16 protein-coding genes and 1 riboswitch are annotated in these 22241 nt (G+C 49.3%); of the genes, 14 read left to right on the top strand and 2 right to left on the bottom strand.

Annotation, left to right across the window (positions count from 1 at the left end; genetic code table 11):
• Positions 1–43 precede the first annotated feature (43 nt).
• Positions 44–2047, top strand: coding sequence for an excinuclease ABC subunit UvrC (uvrC, locus tag ABEW73_RS26855; RefSeq protein ID WP_430163593.1), 2004 nt, complete (start codon positions 44–46; stop codon positions 2045–2047).
• On the opposite strand, the gene ABEW73_RS26850 is transcribed toward uvrC, so the two are convergent.
• Entirely contained in the window at positions 2019–3704 is a 1686-nt protein-coding gene (locus tag ABEW73_RS26850; protein WP_430163591.1) for a CPBP family intramembrane glutamic endopeptidase, read from the bottom strand. The genes uvrC and ABEW73_RS26850 overlap by 29 nt on opposite strands.
• 292 nt (positions 3705–3996) lie before the next feature.
• Positions 3997–4141: riboswitch (cyclic di-AMP (ydaO/yuaA leader) on the top strand.
• 65 nt (positions 4142–4206) lie between these two features.
• On the opposite strand from ABEW73_RS26850, the gene ABEW73_RS26845 reads away from it, so the two are divergent.
• Together ABEW73_RS26845 and ABEW73_RS26840 are read left to right on the top strand one after the other, a co-directional pair.
• Positions 4207–5547, top strand: coding sequence for a TrkH family potassium uptake protein (locus ABEW73_RS26845; RefSeq protein ID WP_430163588.1), 1341 nt, complete (start codon positions 4207–4209; stop codon positions 5545–5547).
• A gap of 16 nt (positions 5548–5563) precedes the next feature.
• Positions 5564–6238, top strand: a complete 675-nt coding sequence (locus tag ABEW73_RS26840) for a potassium channel family protein (protein ID WP_098748857.1) — start codon at positions 5564–5566, stop codon at positions 6236–6238.
• A 54-nt stretch (positions 6239–6292) separates the two neighbouring features.
• Here ABEW73_RS26840 and ABEW73_RS26835 read toward each other — a convergent pair whose 3' ends face one another.
• Positions 6293–7210, bottom strand: coding sequence for a LysR family transcriptional regulator (locus ABEW73_RS26835; protein WP_430163585.1), 918 nt, complete (start codon positions 7208–7210; stop codon positions 6293–6295).
• 261 nt (positions 7211–7471) lie between these two features.
• On the opposite strand from ABEW73_RS26835, the gene ABEW73_RS26830 reads away from it, so the two are divergent.
• From ABEW73_RS26830 to ABEW73_RS26780, 11 genes are all read left to right on the top strand, one after another.
• Positions 7472–8140: a succinate dehydrogenase cytochrome b558 subunit gene (locus ABEW73_RS26830; protein WP_430163582.1), complete on the top strand. Its 669-nt coding sequence runs from the start codon at positions 7472–7474 to the stop codon at positions 8138–8140.
• 16 nt (positions 8141–8156) lie between these two features.
• On the top strand, positions 8157–9899 hold the full coding sequence (sdhA, locus tag ABEW73_RS26825; RefSeq protein WP_076324824.1) for a succinate dehydrogenase flavoprotein subunit: 1743 nt from the start codon (positions 8157–8159) through the stop codon (positions 9897–9899).
• Positions 9900–9918: 19 nt separating this feature from the next.
• Complete coding sequence (sdhB, locus tag ABEW73_RS26820) at positions 9919–10683, top strand: succinate dehydrogenase iron-sulfur subunit (RefSeq protein WP_076324823.1); 765 nt, start codon at positions 9919–9921, stop codon at positions 10681–10683.
• A 118-nt stretch (positions 10684–10801) separates the two neighbouring features.
• Positions 10802–11602 (top strand): aminoglycoside N(3)-acetyltransferase, encoded by an 801-nt coding sequence (locus ABEW73_RS26815; RefSeq protein ID WP_430163579.1) that lies wholly within the window; start codon positions 10802–10804, stop codon positions 11600–11602.
• Positions 11603–11819: 217 nt separating this feature from the next.
• On the top strand, positions 11820–12506 hold the full coding sequence (locus ABEW73_RS26810) for a potassium channel family protein (RefSeq protein ID WP_430163576.1): 687 nt from the start codon (positions 11820–11822) through the stop codon (positions 12504–12506).
• 398 nt (positions 12507–12904) lie between these two features.
• Entirely contained in the window at positions 12905–15466 is a 2562-nt protein-coding gene (locus ABEW73_RS26805) for a sugar-binding domain-containing protein (RefSeq protein ID WP_430163573.1), read from the top strand.
• A 206-nt stretch (positions 15467–15672) separates the two neighbouring features.
• The gene (locus ABEW73_RS26800; protein ID WP_430163570.1) at positions 15673–17208 is read left to right on the top strand and encodes a sugar ABC transporter ATP-binding protein; all 1536 of its coding nucleotides are present in this window, start codon (positions 15673–15675) and stop codon (positions 17206–17208) included.
• Entirely contained in the window at positions 17180–18190 is a 1011-nt protein-coding gene (locus ABEW73_RS26795; RefSeq protein WP_430163567.1) for an ABC transporter permease, read from the top strand. The genes ABEW73_RS26800 and ABEW73_RS26795 overlap by 29 nt, the downstream gene beginning before the upstream one ends.
• The gene (gene yjfF / locus ABEW73_RS26790) at positions 18187–19215 is read left to right on the top strand and encodes a galactofuranose ABC transporter, permease protein YjfF (RefSeq protein ID WP_430163564.1); all 1029 of its coding nucleotides are present in this window, start codon (positions 18187–18189) and stop codon (positions 19213–19215) included. The genes ABEW73_RS26795 and yjfF overlap by 4 nt, the downstream gene beginning before the upstream one ends.
• A 70-nt stretch (positions 19216–19285) precedes the next feature.
• Positions 19286–20332 carry an ABC transporter substrate-binding protein gene (locus tag ABEW73_RS26785; RefSeq protein WP_430163561.1) on the top strand — a complete coding sequence of 349 codons (1047 nt, stop codon included), beginning with the start codon at positions 19286–19288 and terminating at the stop codon, positions 20330–20332.
• Between the two features lie 136 nt (positions 20333–20468).
• Positions 20469–22235, top strand: a complete 1767-nt coding sequence (locus ABEW73_RS26780) for a cache domain-containing sensor histidine kinase (protein ID WP_430163558.1) — start codon at positions 20469–20471, stop codon at positions 22233–22235.
• Positions 22236–22241 lie beyond the last annotated feature (6 nt).

Genomic DNA, 22241 nt, shown 5'->3' with positions numbered 1-22241 from the left:
TTATGGTTAATACTATATAATCTCCTTGGAGAGGAGGAATAGCATGGACGATTTTGCCAAGCAGCTTCAGGAGCAGGAGAAGGCGATGGAGAATATCCGCCACAAGCTGGCATTGCTGCCAGACCAGCCCGGCTGTTACCTGATGAAGAATGATGAAGGCACGATTATTTATGTGGGCAAGGCTAAAGTGCTGAAGAATCGGGTACGCTCTTATTTTACCGGAAGCCATAACGGGAAGACCCAGATGCTTGTTTCGGAAATCCGCGATTTCGAATATATTGTGACCGGCAGCAACATGGAAGCCTTGATTCTGGAGTGCAACCTGATCAAAACCCATCAGCCGAGATTCAATGTGCTGCTGAAGGATGATAAAACCTATCCATATCTTAAAATAACGAATGAAGAGCATCCCCGTCTGGAAGTAACCAGAAGGGTGCTTAAAGATAAAGCCAAATACTTTGGCCCCTACCCGAATGCGTATGCGGCACAGCAGACCAAAAAATTGCTGGACCGGATGTACCCTTTACGCAAATGCGGCGTCATGCCAAAGGAAGTGTGCTTGTACTATCATATGGGACAATGCTTGGCTCCATGTGTGAAGGAAATTCCAAAGTCTGCTTATGAACAGATCACGGGGGAGATTAATTCATTCCTGAGCGGTGGGCATGAGGAGATCAAGAAGGAACTGCAGCGCAAGATGCAGGAGGCCGCGGAGGATTTGTATTTCGAGCGTGCCAAAGAATTGCGGGATCAGATCATCCATATCGATACGCTAATGGAGAAGCAGAAGATTACGACGACGGATACGCGGGACCGCGACGTATTCGGTTATGCTGTGGATAAAGGCTGGATGTGCGTACAGATTCTGTACATGCGCCAAGGGAAAATGGTACAGCGCAACAAGTCCGTTTTTCCGTTCTACGGTGATGCGCACAGTGATTTCATGTCTTTTATTGCCCAGTATTACAGTGATAATCCTGCATTGCCGCAGGAAATTCTGCTGCCTGAGCCCCTGTCGATAGACGAGGCTGCTCCAGAGTCGGTTGCTGGAACGGCTGCGGATGAAGGTGTGCTAAGCGCAGAGGAAGCCGTGGATTCGGCGAATACGCTTTCCACAGGAACAACTGATGAGCAGCAGGCAGCCCTTGCCCAGGCACAGGAGCAGCAGGCCGAAGCTGCGGGCATCGTGGATGCAGCCGGAGGGGCTGCCGCCCTGCAGGAATGGCTCGGCGTGAAGGTGCATGTGCCGCAGCGTGGTTTGAAGAAACAGATGGTAGGCATGGCGTCGGATAATGCAAAGGTATCCTTAGACGAGAAATTCCGCTTGATTGAGCGCGATGAAGAACGCACCTCGGTCGCAGCAGCGAATCTGGGCGAAGTGATCGGCCTCCAGTCGTTGAACCGGATCGAAGCTTTTGATAACTCGAACATCCAGGGGACCAACCCGGTATCGGCCATGGTCGTATTCACCAATGGGAAACCGGACAAGAAGGAATACCGGAAGTACAAGATCCGTACCGTGCTGGGACCGGACGATTATGATACGATGCGTGAAGTGATTCGGCGGCGGTACGAGCGCGTCTTGAAGGAGAACTTGCCGCTTCCTGATCTGATTGTAGTCGATGGAGGGAAGGGACAGATTTCCGCCGCCATCGACGTGCTGGAGAATGAGCTAGGATTGTTTATCCCGGTCTGCGGGCTTGTAAAGGATGCCAAGCATAAAACAGCGCAGCTCATGGTCGGAGACCCGGCGGAGCCGGTTACGCTGCCCCGGGACAGCCAGGAGTTCTATTTGCTGCAGCGTATTCAAGATGAGGTTCACCGTTTTGCGATTTCCTTCCACCGCGAACAGCGCGGCAAATCGATGGTATCCTCCAAGCTGGATTCCATCCCGGGCATTGGAGAGAAGCGCCGGAAGCTGCTGTTGAAGCATTTTGGCTCGGTCAAAAAAATAAAAGAGGCTTCAGTCGAAGACTTCAAGCCCCTTTCAATCGGTGAGAAATTAGCAACGGAAATTCTTAAGGCACTTCGTGAGGAGGAGTCGTGACATACGGCTTCTCTTTTTTTGTTGGATTGAAACGGTAAATCGCATAGGCGACAAGCGCAGGAAGCACCATGTAAAAAGCACCGATCAGCAAGTTGGTGGTGTCCTTGAGCAGGACCAGGCTTATGCCCATCAAGATGCTATTAAAGATGACATGGGAGAACATGGCTGCCAAGTACCCGTATTTCAAAAAGATGTAGCTGAACAGCAAGCCGATGATAACCAGTTCAATGGGCCGAGAAATTACAGGGTATATCGGATAAAGCGTATGCCCGAGCGCCCAGATGAGCGAGGTAATCAAACTGGCCACAAACGTATTGCGGACGATCTTTTTCACCATTTTGATACCGAACAGTCGATAGACGGCCTCCTCGGATATGCCGGCCAGCCAGGCCATCAGCGGAAACAGCCAAGGATAGAGCATGTTGTAAGGAGACTGTGTGGCATCCGTGGTGGACCATGTATTTAAGGTTAAGCCCAGAACGATAAAGATAATGGATTGGACCCCAAGCAGGATGAAAGCCCACATATATCCCAGCTTCATGCTGTCCAGTACATAATGTCCGTATCCGGGTTCTTTGGCGCGTGGCCATGGATTGAGCCCGTCTTCTTTTTGCCATAGCCCGTTGCCCCCGACCAGGGAGAAATAGAGCAGGGCAGAGAAGATGAGCGAATAGACCGCATAGAAAATCATCATCCCGAGTATACCGGTTTGCGACATCCCCTCGGATTTGAAAACGGGAATCAGATTATACGTATTCAGCATCTGAATGATAAACAGCAGCACCGATAGGAACAGGCCGCGCTTAAACGACGTATAAGCTCTGGTCTTCACGCTGTACACAATCGCAAGAATGCCAAGGATGAGGGTGAACAGGCCATACCCTACGAGTGTCAGCAGCGTTGCATCCTGAGTCTGCTTGTTGACATAGGCGGAATGGGCGGCTGGGACTGAGAAGGATGGCTCATAGGAGCGTAATTTCCCATGTTCGAAGGTGAAACGGTGCTCCAATCGGGAATCGCCGATCTTGGATTCCGGGTCCACATATCGGAGCCGGGGTTCCCCTTCCCGCGTAACCAGCTCAAGGCTCGACAGGTCATAGCCTGCACGCTTGAGCCAAGGCTCGGCAAGCTGCTGCTTATCGGCCAAAGTCATGCCGTCCTCTACGACAAGGAGCATTTGTTTCTGCACTTTACCCTTGTTCAGTTCAATCCGGTCATAACTGGAGCGGGCAAAATCATAAGAGAAGCCGACGATGCCTGAATTTTGCATGTGCACGTCCACATTGAGTGCATCGCCTCCCGGATCGCTAAAGCGAACACGGTATACGTCATAGGGATATTTGGCTTCATAGGTTTTGTTGTATTCCGAAAGTTTCTTTTCCTTCGCCAGATATCCGTAAAGTTCCGATTTGGATTGATATGTAACCAATGTGTCATCCGTTTTTGCAGCCGTAAACTGCAAATGCTCCTGAGCAAAGCTTGAAGCCGCTTGCCGAGCCTGCTCCTTGGATATGATATTCGGAGATGCCATCTCGGAATCCGGATTCGTTGACGGAAACACCTGAAATAATAGGAACAGAATCAGGCCGACTGCGGCAGGCGCGATGAGCTGCTTCAGATTGGGCTTCAGCTTCAAGGGCTCTCTTGCACGATTCATGAAATTCCTCCTCTAGGAAAGTTTTATACTCCCACTGGTATTCGATATGCCTGATTAAGAACGCATAGAGTCAATATAACATAGTTATGAAAGTCATAAGCAGCTTATCCCAATATCCGGAATAATGAAACAAATCGATGAAAATGAATGAAAGGTTTCGAAAACGTTAGAGAACCCTATGCTTGTATTCTTGAATATGCCCAATTCGCGCTCTTTTAAAGATTTTTTGGGTGAAAAACGGCATTGGGTTACGTACCGGATTGCGTTATAATCACATCATGCTTCAAGGAACCGAATATTCCAGCCGAATTTCGTACTGAAAATGGGGGAACCATGTAATTGGGGTGAATTTCATTATTCCTAGAATAATGAATAGGGCGACCTGTGGAAATGCCCGAATCCGTCAGCTAACCTCGTAGGCTGTTGCACAGGAACCAGACCGTAAAGGGCACTGCGTTTTCCAGTGTCTTTTTTTCTTGATTTTTTTTAAGAAGGTGACCGATTGAACTCTAAATTGAACTGGCTCAGGTTGTCTCCGCCGCAGATTCTCGTGCTTGGTTTTGCGGCTATTATCTTCATCGGGACGGCGCTGTTAATGCTGCCGATTTCCACAAGTACAGGTGAACCGCTGGAATTTATCGATGCCTTGTTCACTTCGACATCGGCAACATGTGTAACGGGTCTGGTTGTGGTGGACACAGGAACGACATTCAGTTCCTTCGGAGAAGTCGTGATCATGATGCTGATCCAGATCGGCGGGCTCGGATTCATGACGATGGCTACTTTATTTGCCTTGGCTCTGAAAAGGCGCATATCGCTCAAGGATCGCCTCATTCTGCAAGAAGCGATGAATCAGTCCTCGATGGAAGGAATCGTAAGGCTGATTCGCAGAGTGTTGCTGTACTCTCTCATCATCGAGGCCTGCGGTGCCGTCATTCTATCGATCCGCTGGGCGTTTGATATGCCGATCGGCCAAGCGATTTATTATGGCGCTTTTCATGCGGTCACGATGTTTAACAACGCCGGTTTCGATTTGTTTGGTGATTTTCGGAGTTTGACCGGGTATGTTTACGATCCTGTAGTCAACTTTGTTGTGATGTTTTTGATTGTCTCAGGCGGCATTGGCTTTATCGTATTATCCGATCTGATTGATTTCCGGAAACAGCGGAGACTTTCCTTGCACTCCAAAGTGGTGCTCACCATGACGGCTACCTTGCTGCTGGTTGGATTTATCGTCATTCTTATATTTGAATTCACCAATCCGAGGACGCTCGGCTCCCTGAATTGGGGCGGAAAATTCTTCGGCGCGTTATTCCAGTCCGTAACGCCGCGTACAGCTGGCGCGAATACTATAGATATTACGGGGCTTAGACAGGCCACGCAATTTTTTATCGTGATTTTGATGTTTATCGGAGCATCGCCAGGGTCAACCGGGGGCGGTATCAAAACAACAACCTTCACCATTATGGTGGGGGCGGTCATTGCCATGATGCGCGGGCGTGAAGATATCGTTATGTTTCGTTATCGCCTGGCCCAGGAACGGGTGCTGAAGGCACTGACCATTGCATTACTGGCCTTGCTGCTCGTTCTAACCGTATCGATGATTCTGTCAACGACAGAGGAAGGGAGCTTCCTGGAGATCCTATTCGAAACGACATCCGCCTTCGGTACGGTGGGTCTCTCCATGGGTTTAACGCCTGATCTGACGGGGTTCGGGAAGATTTTGATCAGCATTACGATGTTTGCAGGGCGATTGGGGCCTTTGACGCTTGCTTATGCATTAGGGCCAAAAAAGGGTAAAGAATTATATCGTCATCCGGAAGGCAAAATGATTATTGGATAAGGAGTACAGGAGAGACATGAAACCAAAGCAATTTGCAATCATCGGTTTGGGACGATTTGGCGCCAGCCTGGCGCTTGAACTGATGGAACAGGGATATGAGGTGCTCGGCATCGACCGAAGTGAAGAGGTGGTTGAGGATATGAGCGAGCTGCTGACGCACACGGTGGTGGCGGATGCTACGGATGAAGAGGTGCTTAAATCGCTCGGTATCCGTAACTTCGACTGCGGAATTGTGGCGATCGGGAACGATATTCAGATGAGCATCTTATCCGCCATCTTGTTGAAAGAGCTTGGTGTCACCATGGTCGTTGCCAAGGCGATTTCGGTGCTGCACGGCCGGGCGCTGGAGAAACTGGGCGTGGACCGGGTGATCTTTCCGGAACGGGATATGGGGATCCGGGTAGCTCACCAGCTTGTCACGCCCAATTTGCTCGACTATATCGAATTATCCAAGGACTATCTGATTGTGGAGATGACGGTCACAGACTGCATGGACGGAAAAACGCTTAGCGAGCTCAATACGAGGGTTCGCTACGGTGTTAGCGTGGTGGCCCTGAATAAACAATCCGGCATCATCGTAGCGCCGACAGCCATGGATGTGGTGAACTCCGGCGACATTATGGTCGTTATCGGCTCCAATGATAATGTGGATCGCTTTGAGTCTGAGGTCGTGAATATGCTCGAAAACTAATAAATATAGAAGAAAAAAACCTGACGGTCATGGGGTCAGTCCCCATGTTTATCGTCAGGTTTTCTTCGTTTTATCCTCCTCCAGCTTACGGAACAGGATTTCCGTTTCGTTAATCCAGCGGCTGGCCGCCTTGCTCAGTTCCGAGGCTTGGCCGTAGATCAGCGAAGTTGTGCGCCGGGTTTCAATGAGTGCCGGAATATGGATGTCGACAAGCCCGTTATCGGACAATAACTGCGGCCTCAGATAGGATTTGGGCAGAAGCGCGGCTGCCTTGCAGGTCGGGATGAGCCTGACGATCGCTTCGAAGGAATCGATCTCCATCCGAATATCCGGCATAATGCCCCAGCGGTGGAACAGGTCATCCGTCAACTTGCGGTACCAGGTTCCGGTTGAGAAAATGATCATCGGCAAGCCTTGAAGCTGCTCGATGCCGACATCCTCGATCTCCGCCAGCGGGTGTGAAGATGGGATGACAAGCTCAAGATGGTCATCAAACAGCGGAATGCAGTTTAAACCGGGCTGGTTGATGGAGGAGGCGACAATGCCGACATCGACCCGTTTATCTCTTACATAAGAAACGATCTCATGGGTCTTGCCCGTGATCAGCTTGATTTCGGCCGCGGGATGACGCTCCATGAATGCGTTAACGAGTGGAGGCAAGGTGGTCTGAAGGGTGGTTAGGCTGGCCCCCAGGTTGATCGAGATCTGATCCCCCTCCCGGTAATGGGCCAAAGTCTGCATGAATTTGATCTGCTGCTGTCGCTGCTCCAAGGCAAAGGTGTACACAATCTGTCCGATGGAGGTAAGCTCCAGCCGTTTGCCGCGGCGGTTGAACAGCTGCAGCCCGAGTTGGTCCTCCAGCTTGGCTATTTTCCTGGACAGGGCTGGCTGTGACAAGTTAAGCAGCTTGGAGGCTTGGTTTATGCTGGATTGCTCTACAACGACGGCGAACATGTCCAGTTCTTCAAACATGGAATTCCTCCTATATAAAATAGACATGCGTGCAAAACATTGCTTATGCGTATAGATTATAACGATTAATAATTATATTGCAATTCCATTATAAGAAAAAAAGGAGTAACATGAAACATGACACAAGTTGTTCACACGATTGCCGAAATAGGCAGCTTTTTGTCGTTGCATCGGTTTTAGGACAGGGTAAGTGTAATTGTTCTGAAAATAGGAAAGATTGAAAATGAAAACGCTGCACATTGGAAAGGGGAACGTCAACTGATGAAAGGGTATTATTCCAGAAAGCTGCATTCTTTGCTCGGTGTCATACCGCTTGGAGCATTTTTGCTCAGCCATATGATTTCCAACTTTAAGGCTTTCGAGGGTGGAAAGGAAGGCTTTGCAAGCGCGGTCCATTTTTTGAACAGCATGCCGCTGATATTTTTCCTCGAGCTGTTCCTGATCTGGCTGCCACTGCTATATCACGGCGTCTACGGGTTATACATCGCTTACCAGGCGAATAACAACGTAGGCAATTACAACTATGAACGGAACATCCGCTTCACCATCCAACGGATCACCGGCGTTATTACGTTCGTTTTTGTTATCTGGCATATGTACGATACGCGTTTCCAAATCATGATCGGCAAAATCACGCATGACGATTTGGGCGCGACCATGCACGGCATCATGAACAATCCGATTCTGTTTACTCTGTACGTAATCGGTGTTGTGTCGGCAGTCTTCCACTTTACAAACGGCCTGTGGGCGTTCCTCGTTAGCTGGGGCATCACCGTCGGTCCGCGCGCGCAGAAGGTATCCACTTACATCTGCATGGGCTTGTTCGTATTGATGAGCGTGTTGTTCGTTCTGGCGATGACAGCATTCCGCAGTTCCGAATTCGAGGCGGCGACAGCAGCGATCGATGTAGTTAAGACAGTCTTAAGTTAAGGGGAGTGAACGAAAAATGGCATCTAATATTATTGTAGTGGGCGGCGGCCTCGCCGGGCTGATGGCAACCATCAAAGCGGCAGAAGCAGGAGCTCACGTTCATCTATTCTCACTTGTACCTGTTAAACGCTCTCACTCCGTGTGCGCGCAAGGCGGCATCAATGGAGCCGTCAATACGAAAGGTGAGGGTGACTCTCCTTGGGAGCACTTTGACGATACGGTATACGGCGGCGACTTCCTTGCGAATCAGCCTCCGGTCAAAGCGATGTGTGAAGCGGCTCCAGGCATTATCCACTTGATGGACCGCATGGGCGTTATGTTTAACCGTACGCCGGAAGGTCTGCTCGATTTCCGCCGTTTCGGGGGAACGAAGCGTCACCGGACGGCATTCGCCGGCGCAACCACCGGACAGCAGCTGCTCTATGCGCTTGACGAGCAGGTTCGCCGCTGGGAAACCGCGGGTCTTGTGACCAAGTACGAGAACTGGGAGTTCCTGAATGCGATCATCGACGACGAAGGCGTATGCCGCGGTATCGCTGCCCAGGATCTGCGCTCGATGGAGATTAAGGCGTTCAAAGCTGAAGCCGTCATTCTCGCAAGCGGTGGTCCTGGTATTATTTTCGGAAAAACGACCAACTCGGTGATCAATACGGGAACAGCGGCCAGTGCCGTTTATCAGCAAGGCGTTCATTATGCGAACGGCGAGTTTATCCAGATTCACCCGACAGCTATTCCAGGCGATGACAAGCTGCGCTTGATGTCGGAATCGGCACGTGGTGAAGGCGGACGGATCTGGACCTATAAAGACGGCAAGCCTTGGTATTTCCTCGAAGAGAAATACCCTGCTTACGGAAACCTGGTGCCGCGTGACATCGCTACACGTGAAATCTTCTCCGTCTGCGTCGATATGGGACTTGGGATCAATGGCGAGAACATGGTCTACCTGGACCTCTCCCATAAAGATCCGAAAGAACTGGACGTAAAGCTTGGCGGTATCATCGAGATCTATGAGAAATTCATGGGCGACGATCCGCGTAAAATCCCGATGAAGATCTTCCCGGCAGTCCATTATTCCATGGGCGGCATGTGGGTCGATTACAACCAAATGACGAACATTCCCGGGCTGTTTGCAGCCGGAGAATGCGAGTATCAATATCACGGTGCGAACCGTTTGGGAGCGAACTCCCTGGTCTCCGCCATTTACGGCGGTATGGTGGCCGGACCGAAGGCGATTGAATATGTCAAAGGCTTGAAGAAGTCCGCTGAGGATGTTTCCTCCACCGTATTTGACCGCGTAGCGAAAGAGCAAACGACCAAGTACGAAGGCCTGCTCAAAATGGAAGGAACCGAGAATGCTTATGTGATCCATAAAGAGCTCGGGGAATGGATGACCAACAACATGACGGTTGTTCGCTACAACGACAAGCTTGAAGCTACCATCGGCAAAATCAAGGAATTGAAGCAGCGTTACCGCAATATCAATATGACGGATACCTCCCGCTGGAACAACCAGGGAGTGGCGTTCACACGCCAGCTGTGGAACATGCTGGAGTTGTCCGAGGCCATGACGCTGGGCGCGCTTCTCCGGAACGAAAGCCGGGGCGCTCACTACAAGCCGGATTTCCCTGATCGCAACGATGAAGAGTTCCTCAAGACAACCAAAGCAACCTGGACGCCTGATGGACCGCAGATTTCGTACGAAGAAGTGGATGTTTCCTTAATCCCGCCGCGTATTCGTGACTATTCGAAAGACAAGTAAGAAGGAAGGGGGATTTACGATGTCTCAAACGGCAGCCGCCTCAAAGAGTGTTAAATTTATCATTACACGTCAGGACAATCCGGAGACGAAATCCTATACTGAGGAATTCGAAATTCCGTACCGTCCCGGCATGAACGTCATTAGTGCGCTGATGGAAATTCAGCGCAATCCCAAAAATGCACAGGGTCAAACCACCGCACCTGTATGCTGGGACTCCAACTGCCTTGAAGAAGTGTGCGGAGCTTGCTCCATGGTTATTAACGGCAAGCCGCGCCAAGCGTGTGCGGCACTGATCGATAAGCTGGAACAGCCGATCCGGATTCAGCCGATGAAGACGTTCCCGGTTGTAAGAGACTTGGTTATCGACCGCAGTCGTATGTTCACGGCCCTCAAGCGCGTGAAGGCGTGGATTCCGATCGATGGCACCTACGACCTTGGCCCCGGACCTAAAATGGCGGAGAAGAAGCGCCAGTGGGCTTACGAGCTGTCCAAATGTATGACATGCGGCGTATGTCTTGAGGCTTGCCCGAACGTCAACGAAAAAACGGACTTTATCGGACCCGCCGCCATTTCCCAAGTTCGCTTGTTCAATGCTCACCCGACAGGTGAGATGAACAAGGAAGAGCGTCTGGAAGCGCTGATGCAGGACGGAGGCATCGAGGGCTGCGGCAACTCGCAGAACTGCGTGCGTTCTTGTCCGAAGGGCATTCCGCTGACGACGTCCATTGCGGAAATGAACAAGGACACAACCAAACATCTGTTTAAGCGCTGGCTTGGCGTTTAATCGGTTTAGCTTCAACACCAGGGCGTCTGACCGGGGCATGGCTTCGGACAGGCGCTTTTTTTTGTTGTATGATATAAATCATGTGTTTATTAGGAAATTAAAAATGGAGATGAGTCACTTGATCATCGAAAGACCGATTACGATAAAGGATATAAGTAATGACCTGGTCGCTCTGGGCGTACGGAAGGGAATGATCCTGCTCGTCCATTCCTCGCTCAAGAGCGTGGGCGGATGGATTGTCGGGGGGCCTGAGGCGGTTATATTGGCGCTGGAAGACGTGTTAGGCGAAGAAGGGACGCTGGTAATGCCAACGCAGTCCGCGAACTTAACCGATCCGAAGACATGGGGAAATCCGCCGGCCGACCCGAAATGGTGGGATTTGATCCGTGAGGGCATGCCTCCCTATGATCCGGATCTGACCATCACATCAGGGATGGGGATTATTCCGGAAGTGTTTCGTAAACAAGAAGGGGTTATCCGAAGCCGTCATCCGCATGTTTCGTTTGCAGCTCGCGGCAGGGACGCAAAGGTACTTATGCAATCCCATCCGCTCGATCATAGCTTGGGCGAAGCCTCGCCGCTAGCACGATTATATGAAGCGGGTGCTTACGTGCTTATGCTGGGCAGCAGCTATGGCAATAATACTTCCTTTCACCTTAGCGAATACCGCGCGGATTGGGCAGGCAAGAAGGTGGTAACGGCCCACGCGCCAGTACGCAGGCTGCAGGGAACAACAGAGTGGGAGGCATTCCAGGATATCAACTATCATTCCGACGATTTTGAAGCGATTGGAGCCTCGTTTGAAGCGCAATGCCCCGATGCATATCAGCATGGTCGTGTAGGAAAGGCAGTCTGCGTATTGGCAGAACAACGGGCCATGGTGGATCATGCCGCGCAGTGGTTGGAGAAGAACCGTTAGATGCTAAAGCAAGCAGTCGGACAGCTTTCGTTCGACTCGATATACGTGTTTTGGGGCTATTTTTAACAAAAAATCAGGTGGAGATGAATGTAGTTTAAAGCGAGCAGGGGCCGACTACCAGCGACCTTCAGGTGCATAAATACCGTTACGAGGGTAATAAAGACGTAATGGTACGGGCTGCCGTTTGAGGGCCACAAGCCAAAGGAGGGACTTGAAGATGTCATGGTGGATGTGGCTGCTCAATTTGACGGGCTTCCTGCTGTTGATTTATTTGTTCTACAGTATGGACAAGAAGTGGTCCAGCAGGCCTTTGCTGCTTGCTCCACTGCTCATTTATGTCCTGGTATCGGTTGAAGATTTGCTGGGGTGGATCGATCTGATGAACGTGGTGCCCGGCGAAGGCGGCATGCGCGCTCTGATCCTGTTGTTTGCATTATGCTCCGTTATTTTCTATGTGCTGTATATTTTCGACAAGATTGCAGACTCCGTCCATCAGCATGTTGATATGAAAACAACCCTGGTTCGGATCAGCATGGCCGCAGGGATGTGCATTTTGTTTTTCACGATGGTATATATGTCAATTTATAAGCTGTTCGGAGGCACTTCCTTCGAAGGCGAGAATATCGGACAGGATTTGCTGAGCCAGTTCATTACTTTCCTGTATTTCAGTATGGCGACGTTTGTCACGGTCGGGTATGGTGATGTAGCCCCAATCGATAATACGTCCCGGCTTGTCGTGGTGATGGAGATTGCCTTCAGTTTCATTACCGTTGCGTATGCGCTGTCCATGCTGGGGACGCTGCGCCGGATCTTTAAGCCCGGCGATGACGGCTTGGAGATGGATGACAAGGAAGAGAAGTCGAAGGCCAATAAACCGCATCGAAGAAAACATTCTTCTATGTGAAAAAGACGCACTATTTCGGTGCGTCTTTTTATGTGCGACGGGCAGTCGTAACTTTAGCGAGTTAAGGATGTTTCCTAGAGGACAAGATTCCCTCCTCAAGCATTCTGGTGCGGCTTGAGAAGCTTTATCTAGGGCAAAAATCGCGAGACCCATAGGTCGGATGAGCAGACTCAAATGCGTAAGCGTGAAGCACAGCGGCAGGATAAGTCGGCGACTGTAGGCGATTAAAAAACACTGCGGAAAATTGCAACTATTAACCTAATTTTACAAATACATTCCATCCGTTTCCTAGTAAAATACTTTTTACAGGAAGGGGGGAATCAACGTAGCCAAATGATGAGCGTCATGTTATTGGCATTGCACGTCAAATCAAGAATCAGGAAAGGAAGCTGAAACATATGAGAAAGCGTACTGTTTCACTTATGATGTCCTTGATCATGATCTTGCAGGTTTTCAGCGTGTCCTCGGTTTTTGCAGGAAACGATCAACCAAGCGATAATTCGGAAAGCCAAGGTTTAAAAGCGGAGTATTACACAACCTCAGGAAGAGGACAATTTGATTTCAAAGAGCTTAAGATGACAACGGTTGATGCCAATATTGATTTTGATGATATCACACCGATCTTAAAAGCGCTTACAGGGCAGGAGGAATATAATGCCGTCCGTTGGACAGGGCAACTAATGGCACCGACAACGGATGATTACAAGTTCTATATTAAGGGAGACAACGGATTCCGCTTATGGGTAGATGATAAGCTGGCAATCGACCATTGGGTGAATGATTGGGACAACGAGCAGGTGAGTGCCCCCATTCATTTGGAGGCCGGCAAGAAGGTTAGCTTTAAATTAGAGTACTTTCAGGACTATGGTGGGGCATATATCCAATTGAAATGGTCCAACTCCACGTTACAAAAGCAAGCAGTACCTGAGGAGGCCTTTCTATTACCAACAGGATATGTGAACCACAGTCCGAAGCACAGCATGATTCTGCAAGACGGCCTGCAAGCTGAGCTGCAGTTCAACAGTAAGCTGCAGAAAGTTCCTAAGGGGGCAGCGAAGCACTTCACGATGATCGCAGGTCGCCGCAGTCATATTCCGACGAGTGCCACCTTGAAATCAGATGACCCGTCTATTCTTCAATTGAAGTGGGATGTTCCTGTCTATAAGCCGGATAAATCCATCATCGTGACCTATGACGGGCAAGGCAAAATTAAGAATGCGGGCGGTCAGTCTTTATCCGCGTTCGTCGGGACGAAGGTGACGAATAACTCTGAATTTTTAATTAAATCCCCTTGGGCAGACGAAGTAGACAAAAATAATGTACTGCCTGAATATCCGCGTCCGCAGCTGGTCCGTGACCAGTGGCTCAATCTGAACGGTGAATGGGAGTTTGAGAGCGCCAGTAAGCAAACGACGCCTCCGACGGGTAAGACGTTAAGCGAGAAAATCCTTGTGCCATTTGCCGTCGAGTCTCAGCTGTCAGGACTTGAGCGCCATGAAGACAAGATGTGGTACAAACGTCAGTTTACCCTGCCATCCGATTGGGATGGCAAGCAGGTTCAGCTTCACTTCGGTGCGGTTGATTTTGATGCAACGGTATATGTTAATGGACACGAAGTTGGAAAACACCGCGGCGGATACACAGGCTTTAGCTTCGATATTACGGAGCAACTCTTGGCTGGTGAGAATGAATTAATCGTATATGTCAGTGATCCGACGGATGATGGCGGATATACGATTGGTAAGCAACGAAACAATCCAAGCGGCATCTGGTACACCTCAGTATCCGGAATTTGGCAAACGGTATGGTTGGAACCCGTGGCTCCTGCGTCCATTGATAAATTGGATATGACGCCGGATCTTGCGAGCAATTCGCTGAAAATGAAGATAACGGGAAGTGAAGGGGTCACCGATGAAGCGGTTGAAGCCATTGTCTTGGAGGGTGGGAAGGAAGTAGCCCGTGCGTCCGGAGCCGTCGGTGAGGAATTCTCCATCCAGATTCCGAATCCGAAACTATGGTGGCCGGATGATCCGTTTTTGTATGATCTCAAGGTGAACTTGGTGAAAGGGACTACTAAAGTCGACGAAGTGTCCAGCTATTTCGGTATGCGGGAAATGAAACTGGGCAAAGTTGACGGCGTCACACGTCCGCTCATTAATGGCAAGTTTATTTTCCAAATTGGACCGCTGGATCAAGGTTATTGGCCGGACGGGTTATACACGGCGCCGACCGATGAGGCCATGAAGTACGATATTGAAGCGGTGAAACGGCTCGGCATGAATATGATTCGGAAGCATATGAAAGTGGAGCCGGATCGCTGGTATTATTGGGCCGATAAGCTGGGTGTTGTCGTGTGGCAGGACCAGGTGAGCAAATTTGGAGACTCAGAAGACAACCGCACCCACTTAGAGAAGGAATTCAAGGAAATGATGGACCAGTTCCGCAATCACCCTTCGATCGTCGTCTGGACGGTGTTCAATGAGGGTTGGGGGCAGTATGATACGGAGCGATTAACCAATTGGGCGATGAATTACGATCCGACACGTCTCATTAATAATGCAAGCGGTTGGACAGATAAGAACGTGGGTCATTTCATCGACGCGCATAATTATCCGGCACCGACGATGCCGCAGCCAACAGATACACGGGCAGCCGTGCTCGGAGAATACGGGGGACTGGGTCTGAAAGTGCCTGGACATGAATGGAATTCCAATGTATTCAATTATGAGGAGCAGGAGAGCGTAGCAAAACTGACCAATCGCTATATCAGCTTCATTAAGCAGCTGGAAGAACTGAAGCAATCGGGTCTTAGCGCTGCGGTGTATACCCAAATCACCGATGTTGAAATGGAGATTAACGGCTTGCTCTCTTATGACCGCAAGGTGGAGAAAGCGGATTTCAAACGTCTTGCGCAAGCACATCAAAAATTAATCGGTACGCAGAAGGGACAAAATCCATAATGCAATGCGATGGAATCATGCTTTTTATGCATGGTTCCTTTTTTTTTGCATTTGGGTAAGCAAAGCCTTCACTCAGTACTTTTGCTCCGTATGCAATACAAGACGACGAAAGACCGAAATGCTTAAAAAAAGACTCATTAATCTAAATACAATCAGACCCCTGACTTTCTAAAATTAGATCGTGAGTATAGAAAGAGGGTGAGCATATGGGTTCCGATATTCTTTTAGCAATGGAAGGAATCAAGAAAGAATTTCCCGGCGTGGCAGCTTTATCGGATGTAGACTTCTTCTTGCGGAAAGGGGAGATTCACGCGCTGATGGGAGAAAACGGCGCGGGTAAATCCACCTTAATCAAAGTGCTGACCGGGGTTCATAAAAAGGATGCCGGGACGATCAAACTTCGGGAACGGGAGATTCATCCCAAATCCCCACTGGAAGCTCAACAGCTCGGAATCAGTACGGTTTATCAGGAGATTAATCTTTGCCCGAACTTGTCCGTTGCGGAAAATATCTTTATTGGAAGGCAGCCCCGCAAATGGGGCAGGATTGACTGGAATACGATGTACCGGCTTAGCGAGGAACTGCTTGCAAGGCTTGATTTGCATATTGATGTCAGACAGTCATTGTCTGCGTATTCGGTTGCCGTGCAGCAGATGGTGGCCATTGCCCGCGCAGTGGATATTTCCAGCGGCATTTTGATTTTAGACGAACCGACCTCAAGCTTGGATGCGAACGAAGTGAAGCAGTTGTTTGCCGCTATGCGCAGGCTGAAAGAGGAAGGTATGGGCGTCCTGTTTGTCACCCACTTCCTCGACCAGGTTTATGAAGTAACGGATCGCATCACGGTTCTCCGAAACGGAACGTTGGTCGGAGAATTCAAGACGGAGGCATTGCCCAAAACACAGCTCGTTTCTCATATGATCGGCCGGGAATGGGATCCAGGGGAACTGTCAGGGGAAAAAGCCGATAAACCAAATCAGACTAACGTATTCCTTCAGGCGAGGGGACTTAGCAAAAAGGGCTCTATCCAGCCGTTTGACCTGACCATTCATAAAGGAGAGGTGCTTGGTCTCGCCGGATTGCTTGGATCAGGCCGGACGGAGGTAGCGCGTTTGATATTCGGGATCGACAAGAGCGACACCGGGGTACTGGAACTCGAAGGAGAGAAGATCACCGCGATGTATGCCCAGAAAGCGATTCAACGCGGACTCGGGTTCTTGCCGGAGGACCGCAAGGTAGAAGGGATCGTTGGGGAGCTTACCATTCGTGAGAATATCGCCTTGGCCATGCAAGCCCAAAAAGGATTGTTCTCTTTTATCCCGGTCAAAAAGCAAAGAGAGATTGCCCAGGAGTACATCGACATGCTCAATATCAAAACGCCTGGTACGGAGCAAAGGATCGATACCTTGAGCGGGGGCAATCAGCAAAAGGTGGTTCTCGCGCGATGGCTGGCGACTGGGCCCAAGCTGCTTATTCTTGATGAGCCGACCCGGGGCATCGATGTGGGTTCGAAAACAGAAATTCGTAAACTGATCTTCCGGCTGGCCGCTTCCGGCATTTCTATCTTAATTATTTCCGCTGAACTGGAAGAATTGGTCAATTGCTGTGACAGGGTTATGGTCCTGCGCGACCGCGTTCAAATTGGCGAAGTTACCGGTGCAGAGATGAAGGCGAACCGAATTATGCAAATGATCGCGGAAGGAGCTGAAGTATTTGCGAAATCTGGCAGCGCCGGCGCGTAAAGCGACACGCCACAAAATCATGTGGCCGCTTTTAGCTCTTGTTATCCTGTACTTGATCAATTTGATCGTTATGCCCGGCTTTTTCAAAGTTGATATCATCGACGGCCACCTGTATGGCAATCTCGTGGACGTACTTAATCGTGGTACGCCGCTTATCATTATGGCTATCGGAATGACGCTTGTGATTGCCACAGAGGGGATCGATATCTCCGTCGGTTCGGTGCTGGCTATCGCCGGCTCCATGGCCATCTTCATGCTGGAAGGCAGTCCCCTATGGGTGGCCATACTGACTGCACTCGGGATTGGATTGCTGTGCGGTTTATGGAACGGGATCCTGGTATCGATTCTAGGTATCCAGCCGATGGTGGCGACCCTCATTCTGCTTACGGTCGGCCGGGGGATCGCGCAGCTGATTACCAATGGACAAATTCTATCAACGACAAATGATCGTTATGAATACATCGGCAAAGGGTATCTGTTTGGCATTCCCTTTGCAGTTTACATTGCTGCCGCTGTGTTCATTCTGGTGTACCTGCTCAAAACAAAAACAGCGTTCGGATTATTTTTGGAATCCACCGGGGCCAATCGGAAATCCAGCGAGTTTGCCGGTGTCAAACCGCGGGTGATTTTTATGACGGCTTACGCAATTAGCGGATTACTGGCGGCCGCAGCCGGTATCATCTACAGCTCCAACCTGAGCAGTGCAGATGCGAATAACGCTGGCTTATGGTACGAGCTTGACGCCATTCTGGCGGTTGTCATCGGCGGCACTTCCATGCGCGGTGGGCGATTTTATCTCGGCGGCACCGTGGTGGGCGCCATTTTTATTCAAAGCTTGACGACGACCATCTATTCCCTTGGCGTTCCACCGGAATCGATCTTGCTTGTCAAGGCGATCGTCGTCATTCTTGTATGTTTGATCCAATCCGATGTGTTCAGACAGAAGCTTACTTCGGTCAAAAGGAAGGTGACAGCGTCGTGAATTCGTTCCGGTTTCGTATCGGCAGCAACAATGTCATTGTATTGGCGACGCTGCTCCTTCTGGTCATGCTGTATGGCACAGGATCGATGATGTATAACGGTTTTTTCTCCTTGCAAGTATTTCTAAACTTGTTTATTGATAATGCGTACTTAATCATCATAGCCACTGGTATGGCTTTCGTCATTATTACTGGCGGCATCGATTTATCGGTAGCCTCCGTCGTCGCGCTGGTCAGTATGATATCCGCTACACTGCTAAATCAAGGCATGAACGCGTATCTGGTCATGGTCATTTCGCTTTTGATCGGGATCGCGTTTGGCGCCGGCCAAGGGTATCTTATCAGCAGATTTGAGCTCCATCCGTGGATCGTTACGCTTGCCGGAATGTTTTTGGGCCGTGGGATCGCTTATTTGATTGGGACGAAAAGTATCGTCATTTCCAACGAGATCTATACGCAAATCTCCAGTTATAAAATTCGCTTGTTGGGGGACAGTTTTATTTCGATCAGTGTCGTGCTCGCGCTGTTATTCGTTCTTATAGCAATATTCGTCGGCCGTTACACCGGTTTCGGCAGGGCAGTTTACGCGCTTGGCGGCAGCGAACGCTCGGCTGTATTGATGGGCCTTCCAGCAGCCGGTATTACCATCGTAGTTTACACGTTAAGCGGTTTTTGTTCTGCGCTTGGCGGCATCGTATTTACTTTTTATATGTTGTCAGGCAACTCCCTGCATTTGATGGGGATGGAGATGGATGCCATAGCGGCCTGCGTCATCGGCGGGATTTTACTGACCGGCGGATTCGGTTATTTGGTCGGTCCAACGCTGGGCGTGCTCTGTACGGGTATCATTCAGACGATGATTATCTTTCAGGGAACGCTCAGCTCGTGGTGGACGAAAATTGCCGTCGGGTTCCTCCTGTTTCTCTTCATGGCCTTGCAAAGACTGATTGTGATGAAGAAGGAAACGGCAGCCGGAGGCAAGATCAAGATAGATCGGAAAATTGCAAAGAATGACGCGAAAATGTAAATACACCCCAAATTCAAATCGTTATAGTGAAGTTGCATCAGAACTTAATCTTAGGGGAGGAACTTGGAATATGAAAACAAACAGAAGAAGCCTTCTGCTCACCTTGCTTATGATGGTAATGGTTGCTTCCATCTTTGCGGGCTGCAGCAGTAACAATTCGGGGAAAGACGCCAATGGAGGGAACAGTGCTCCTGCGAACGAGCCTGCGAATGCAGCGCCAGCGGATAAACCCGCGGGAAAAAAGATCGTCCTGGGTTTCGCACAAATTGGTGCAGAGAGCGGCTGGCGTGACGCCGAGACGGCATCTATCAAGGAAACGTTTGAAAATGACCCGAACTTTGAATTGAAATTTTCCGATGCGCAGCAAAAACAAGAGAATCAAATCAAGGCGATCCGTTCTTTTATCGCTCAAAAAGTAGATGCCATCGGGCTCGCTCCGGTTGTTGAATCCGGCTGGGAAACGGTGTTAAAAGAAGCCAAAGACGCTCGTATTCCGGTATTCCTACTCGACCGCAGCATCACGGCAGGTCATGAAGATTTGTATACCTCCTTTATAGGCTCCGACTTTGTGCTTGAAGGCCAAAACGCGGCCAAATGGATGCTTGACGAGTTAGGCGCAGACACGCAAGTAAATATCGTACAGCTTGAAGGCACCGTCGGCGCGAGTGCGGCGAATGATCGTAAAAAGGGTTTTGAAGAGGCGATTGCAAGCCATGCAGGGTACAAAATCGTTTACTCCCAAACCGGTGATTTTACCAGGGCCAAAGGCAAGGAAGTGATGGAAGCTTATCTGAAAAAAGATAAGAACATTCAAGTCGTATATGCACACAACGACGATATGGCGCTTGGCGCGGTTCAAGCCATCGAAGAAGCAGGTCTGAAGCCGGGTAGCGACATCAAGATCATCGGCGTCGATGGCGTTAAAGGGGCTTTCGAAGCGATTTCCCAAGGGAAAATGAACGTTACGATCGAATGCAATCCGCTGCTTGGACCGCAATTGAAGCAAGCGATATTGGATTATAAAGAAGGCAAAGAACTTCCACGATGGATTAAGTCTGAAGAAGACGTATATTTCGGACAAAAGGCGATCGATGCTCTGCCAAACCGCAAATACTAGCGTTCTTTCATTACTATTTATGAATAATCTCTATGTGAAGCTGCAAAAGAGCGATTGACTCTTTTGCATTTTCACATTTTGCTTTATGATAAGGATCAAACCTTTTTACATATTTTGATAGATTGGGCTGATGCTTTTGCGTATTGGTTTCATTGCCAATCGAAGCATACGATTCAAACTGCTCCTTTATTTCATCTTTATTATTTCACTGTCTATCTTGACCTTAGGTTTTTTGGGGAGTTATCTCTATAAGAAATCGATTGAAGAAGAGACGAATTCCCATACGATCCAGATGATGAATCAAGTCAAACATCACATCGAGGTCTATTTGAAAGAGATGGATAACATCGTTGATTATCTGGCAGCCGAAGAAGCCGTTATTGAATTTATGCGGGCAGGCGAACAAGATCGGGCAACATTGGCTGAAACGGGCGCCGAGGTAGAGCGGAGGGAAGCGATTTTCGAAAGACAACGTCCCGAGATTGCGGGTATCCTGGCCGTCAATCGGAATAATGCCTCAGCCAGCAATACGATGGAGCGGATTCAGCGCGACCCGCTGACGGAAGAACGTTGGTATCAAGCCGCGGTGGGTAATCCCGATACCCTTCACTTATTCAGCCATCCGATCGGACGGAATATCAAACTCAAGCAAAACATAAGCGCGGATCAGGTACTGACCGTTGCGAAGGCGGTGAAGGACCCGGTAACGGATGAAATCATCGGCGTCGTGATGATCGATATGAAGCTTGAATTCATCCGGGGTATCGTCGAGTCAGTGTCTCTTGGCAAAAGCGGATTTATTTTTATTATGGATGAAAAAAATGGGGTCGTATATTCACCGGTAAACCGAATCGTCTATCGAATTACAGGCGAGTGGCTGGGTGGTACGACAGGCAGTCTGGTCAAACCGATCTTTGGCCGTAATTATCAAATCATCTATAACACGTTCCCGGATATCGGCTGGAGAATCGTCGGAGTCATTCCACTCAGCGAATCACTTAAAGTCGTGTCTGATTTACAAACCGTTACCGTGATCATTGCGATGGTGACTTTGTTTTTGGCTTTTATCGCATCATGGTTTTTTACCAATTCGATTGTACGGCCTGTCGGCAAGCTGCGCAGCTTGATGCGAAAAGTTGAAGAAGGGGAATTGAATTTAAGATTTCCTTTTAAGACAAATGATGAAATTGGACAGCTCGGCAACAGTTTCAACAAAATGGTAGAAGAAATCGAAAATTTGATCAACATGGTTTATACGGAACAAAAAGAAAAGCGTGAAGCAGAATTGAAAGCGCTTCAAGCCCAAATTAAACCACACTTTCTCTACAATACACTGGATACCATTCAATGGATGGCGCAGGATCGAGACGCCCAGGATATCGTCGAATTGATCGTTGCGCTAACGAATCTTTTTCGGATTGGCCTTAGCAAAGGAAATGAGATTATTCCGTTAACGGATGAGCTGCAGCATGTCGAAAGTTATTTGGTGATCCAGATGGCGAGGTATGAAGATAAGCTGGATTATGAGATTCTGGTTCCCGATGAAATCAAACGATACCGTGTGTTGAAAATTATTTTGCAGCCGCTTGTGGAGAATGCAATCTACCACGGCATCAAGACCAAACCAGGCAAGGGGAAAATCGTGATACGCGGCTTCAGGGATGACAATGCTTTGCGATTGATTGTTGAGGATGACGGGGTGGGCTTGCCGGAAGATAAGCTGATCCAGTTGAGGGAAGATATGCGAGTTACGCGGCAAACCGAAAGGGAGCGGGGTTATGGACTATTTAATGTGAACGAAAGAATCAAACTGACTCACGGTCCCGAATACGGAATATCCATACATAGCGTTCCTGAACAAGGAACTGTCGTTGAAGTAAGGCTACCATTAGTGAATATTTAGATGGGG

Source organism: Paenibacillus lautus, assembly GCF_050482385.1.
Taxonomy (GTDB): Bacteria; Bacillota; Bacilli; order Paenibacillales; family Paenibacillaceae; genus Paenibacillus_AQ; species Paenibacillus_AQ lautus_B.
The sequence above is the reverse complement of the archived record's forward strand: the minus strand, read 5'-3'. Positions and strand labels throughout refer to the sequence as shown.

Coding starts and splice junctions, on each gene's coding strand:
- uvrC (WP_430163593.1), top strand. CDS start 44: ATGGACGATTTTGCCAAGCAGCTTCAGGAGCAGGAGAAGGCGATGGAG.
- ABEW73_RS26850 (WP_430163591.1), bottom strand. CDS start 3,704: ATGAATCGTGCAAGAGAGCCCTTGAAGCTGAAGCCCAATCTGAAGCAG.
- ABEW73_RS26840 (WP_098748857.1), top strand. CDS start 5,564: ATGAAACCAAAGCAATTTGCAATCATCGGTTTGGGACGATTTGGCGCC.
- ABEW73_RS26835 (WP_430163585.1), bottom strand. CDS start 7,210: ATGTTTGAAGAACTGGACATGTTCGCCGTCGTTGTAGAGCAATCCAGC.
- ABEW73_RS26830 (WP_430163582.1), top strand. CDS start 7,472: ATGAAAGGGTATTATTCCAGAAAGCTGCATTCTTTGCTCGGTGTCATA.
- sdhA (WP_076324824.1), top strand. CDS start 8,157: ATGGCATCTAATATTATTGTAGTGGGCGGCGGCCTCGCCGGGCTGATG.
- sdhB (WP_076324823.1), top strand. CDS start 9,919: ATGTCTCAAACGGCAGCCGCCTCAAAGAGTGTTAAATTTATCATTACA.
- ABEW73_RS26810 (WP_430163576.1), top strand. CDS start 11,820: ATGTCATGGTGGATGTGGCTGCTCAATTTGACGGGCTTCCTGCTGTTG.
- ABEW73_RS26805 (WP_430163573.1), top strand. CDS start 12,905: ATGAGAAAGCGTACTGTTTCACTTATGATGTCCTTGATCATGATCTTG.
- ABEW73_RS26800 (WP_430163570.1), top strand. CDS start 15,673: ATGGGTTCCGATATTCTTTTAGCAATGGAAGGAATCAAGAAAGAATTT.
- ABEW73_RS26785 (WP_430163561.1), top strand. CDS start 19,286: ATGAAAACAAACAGAAGAAGCCTTCTGCTCACCTTGCTTATGATGGTA.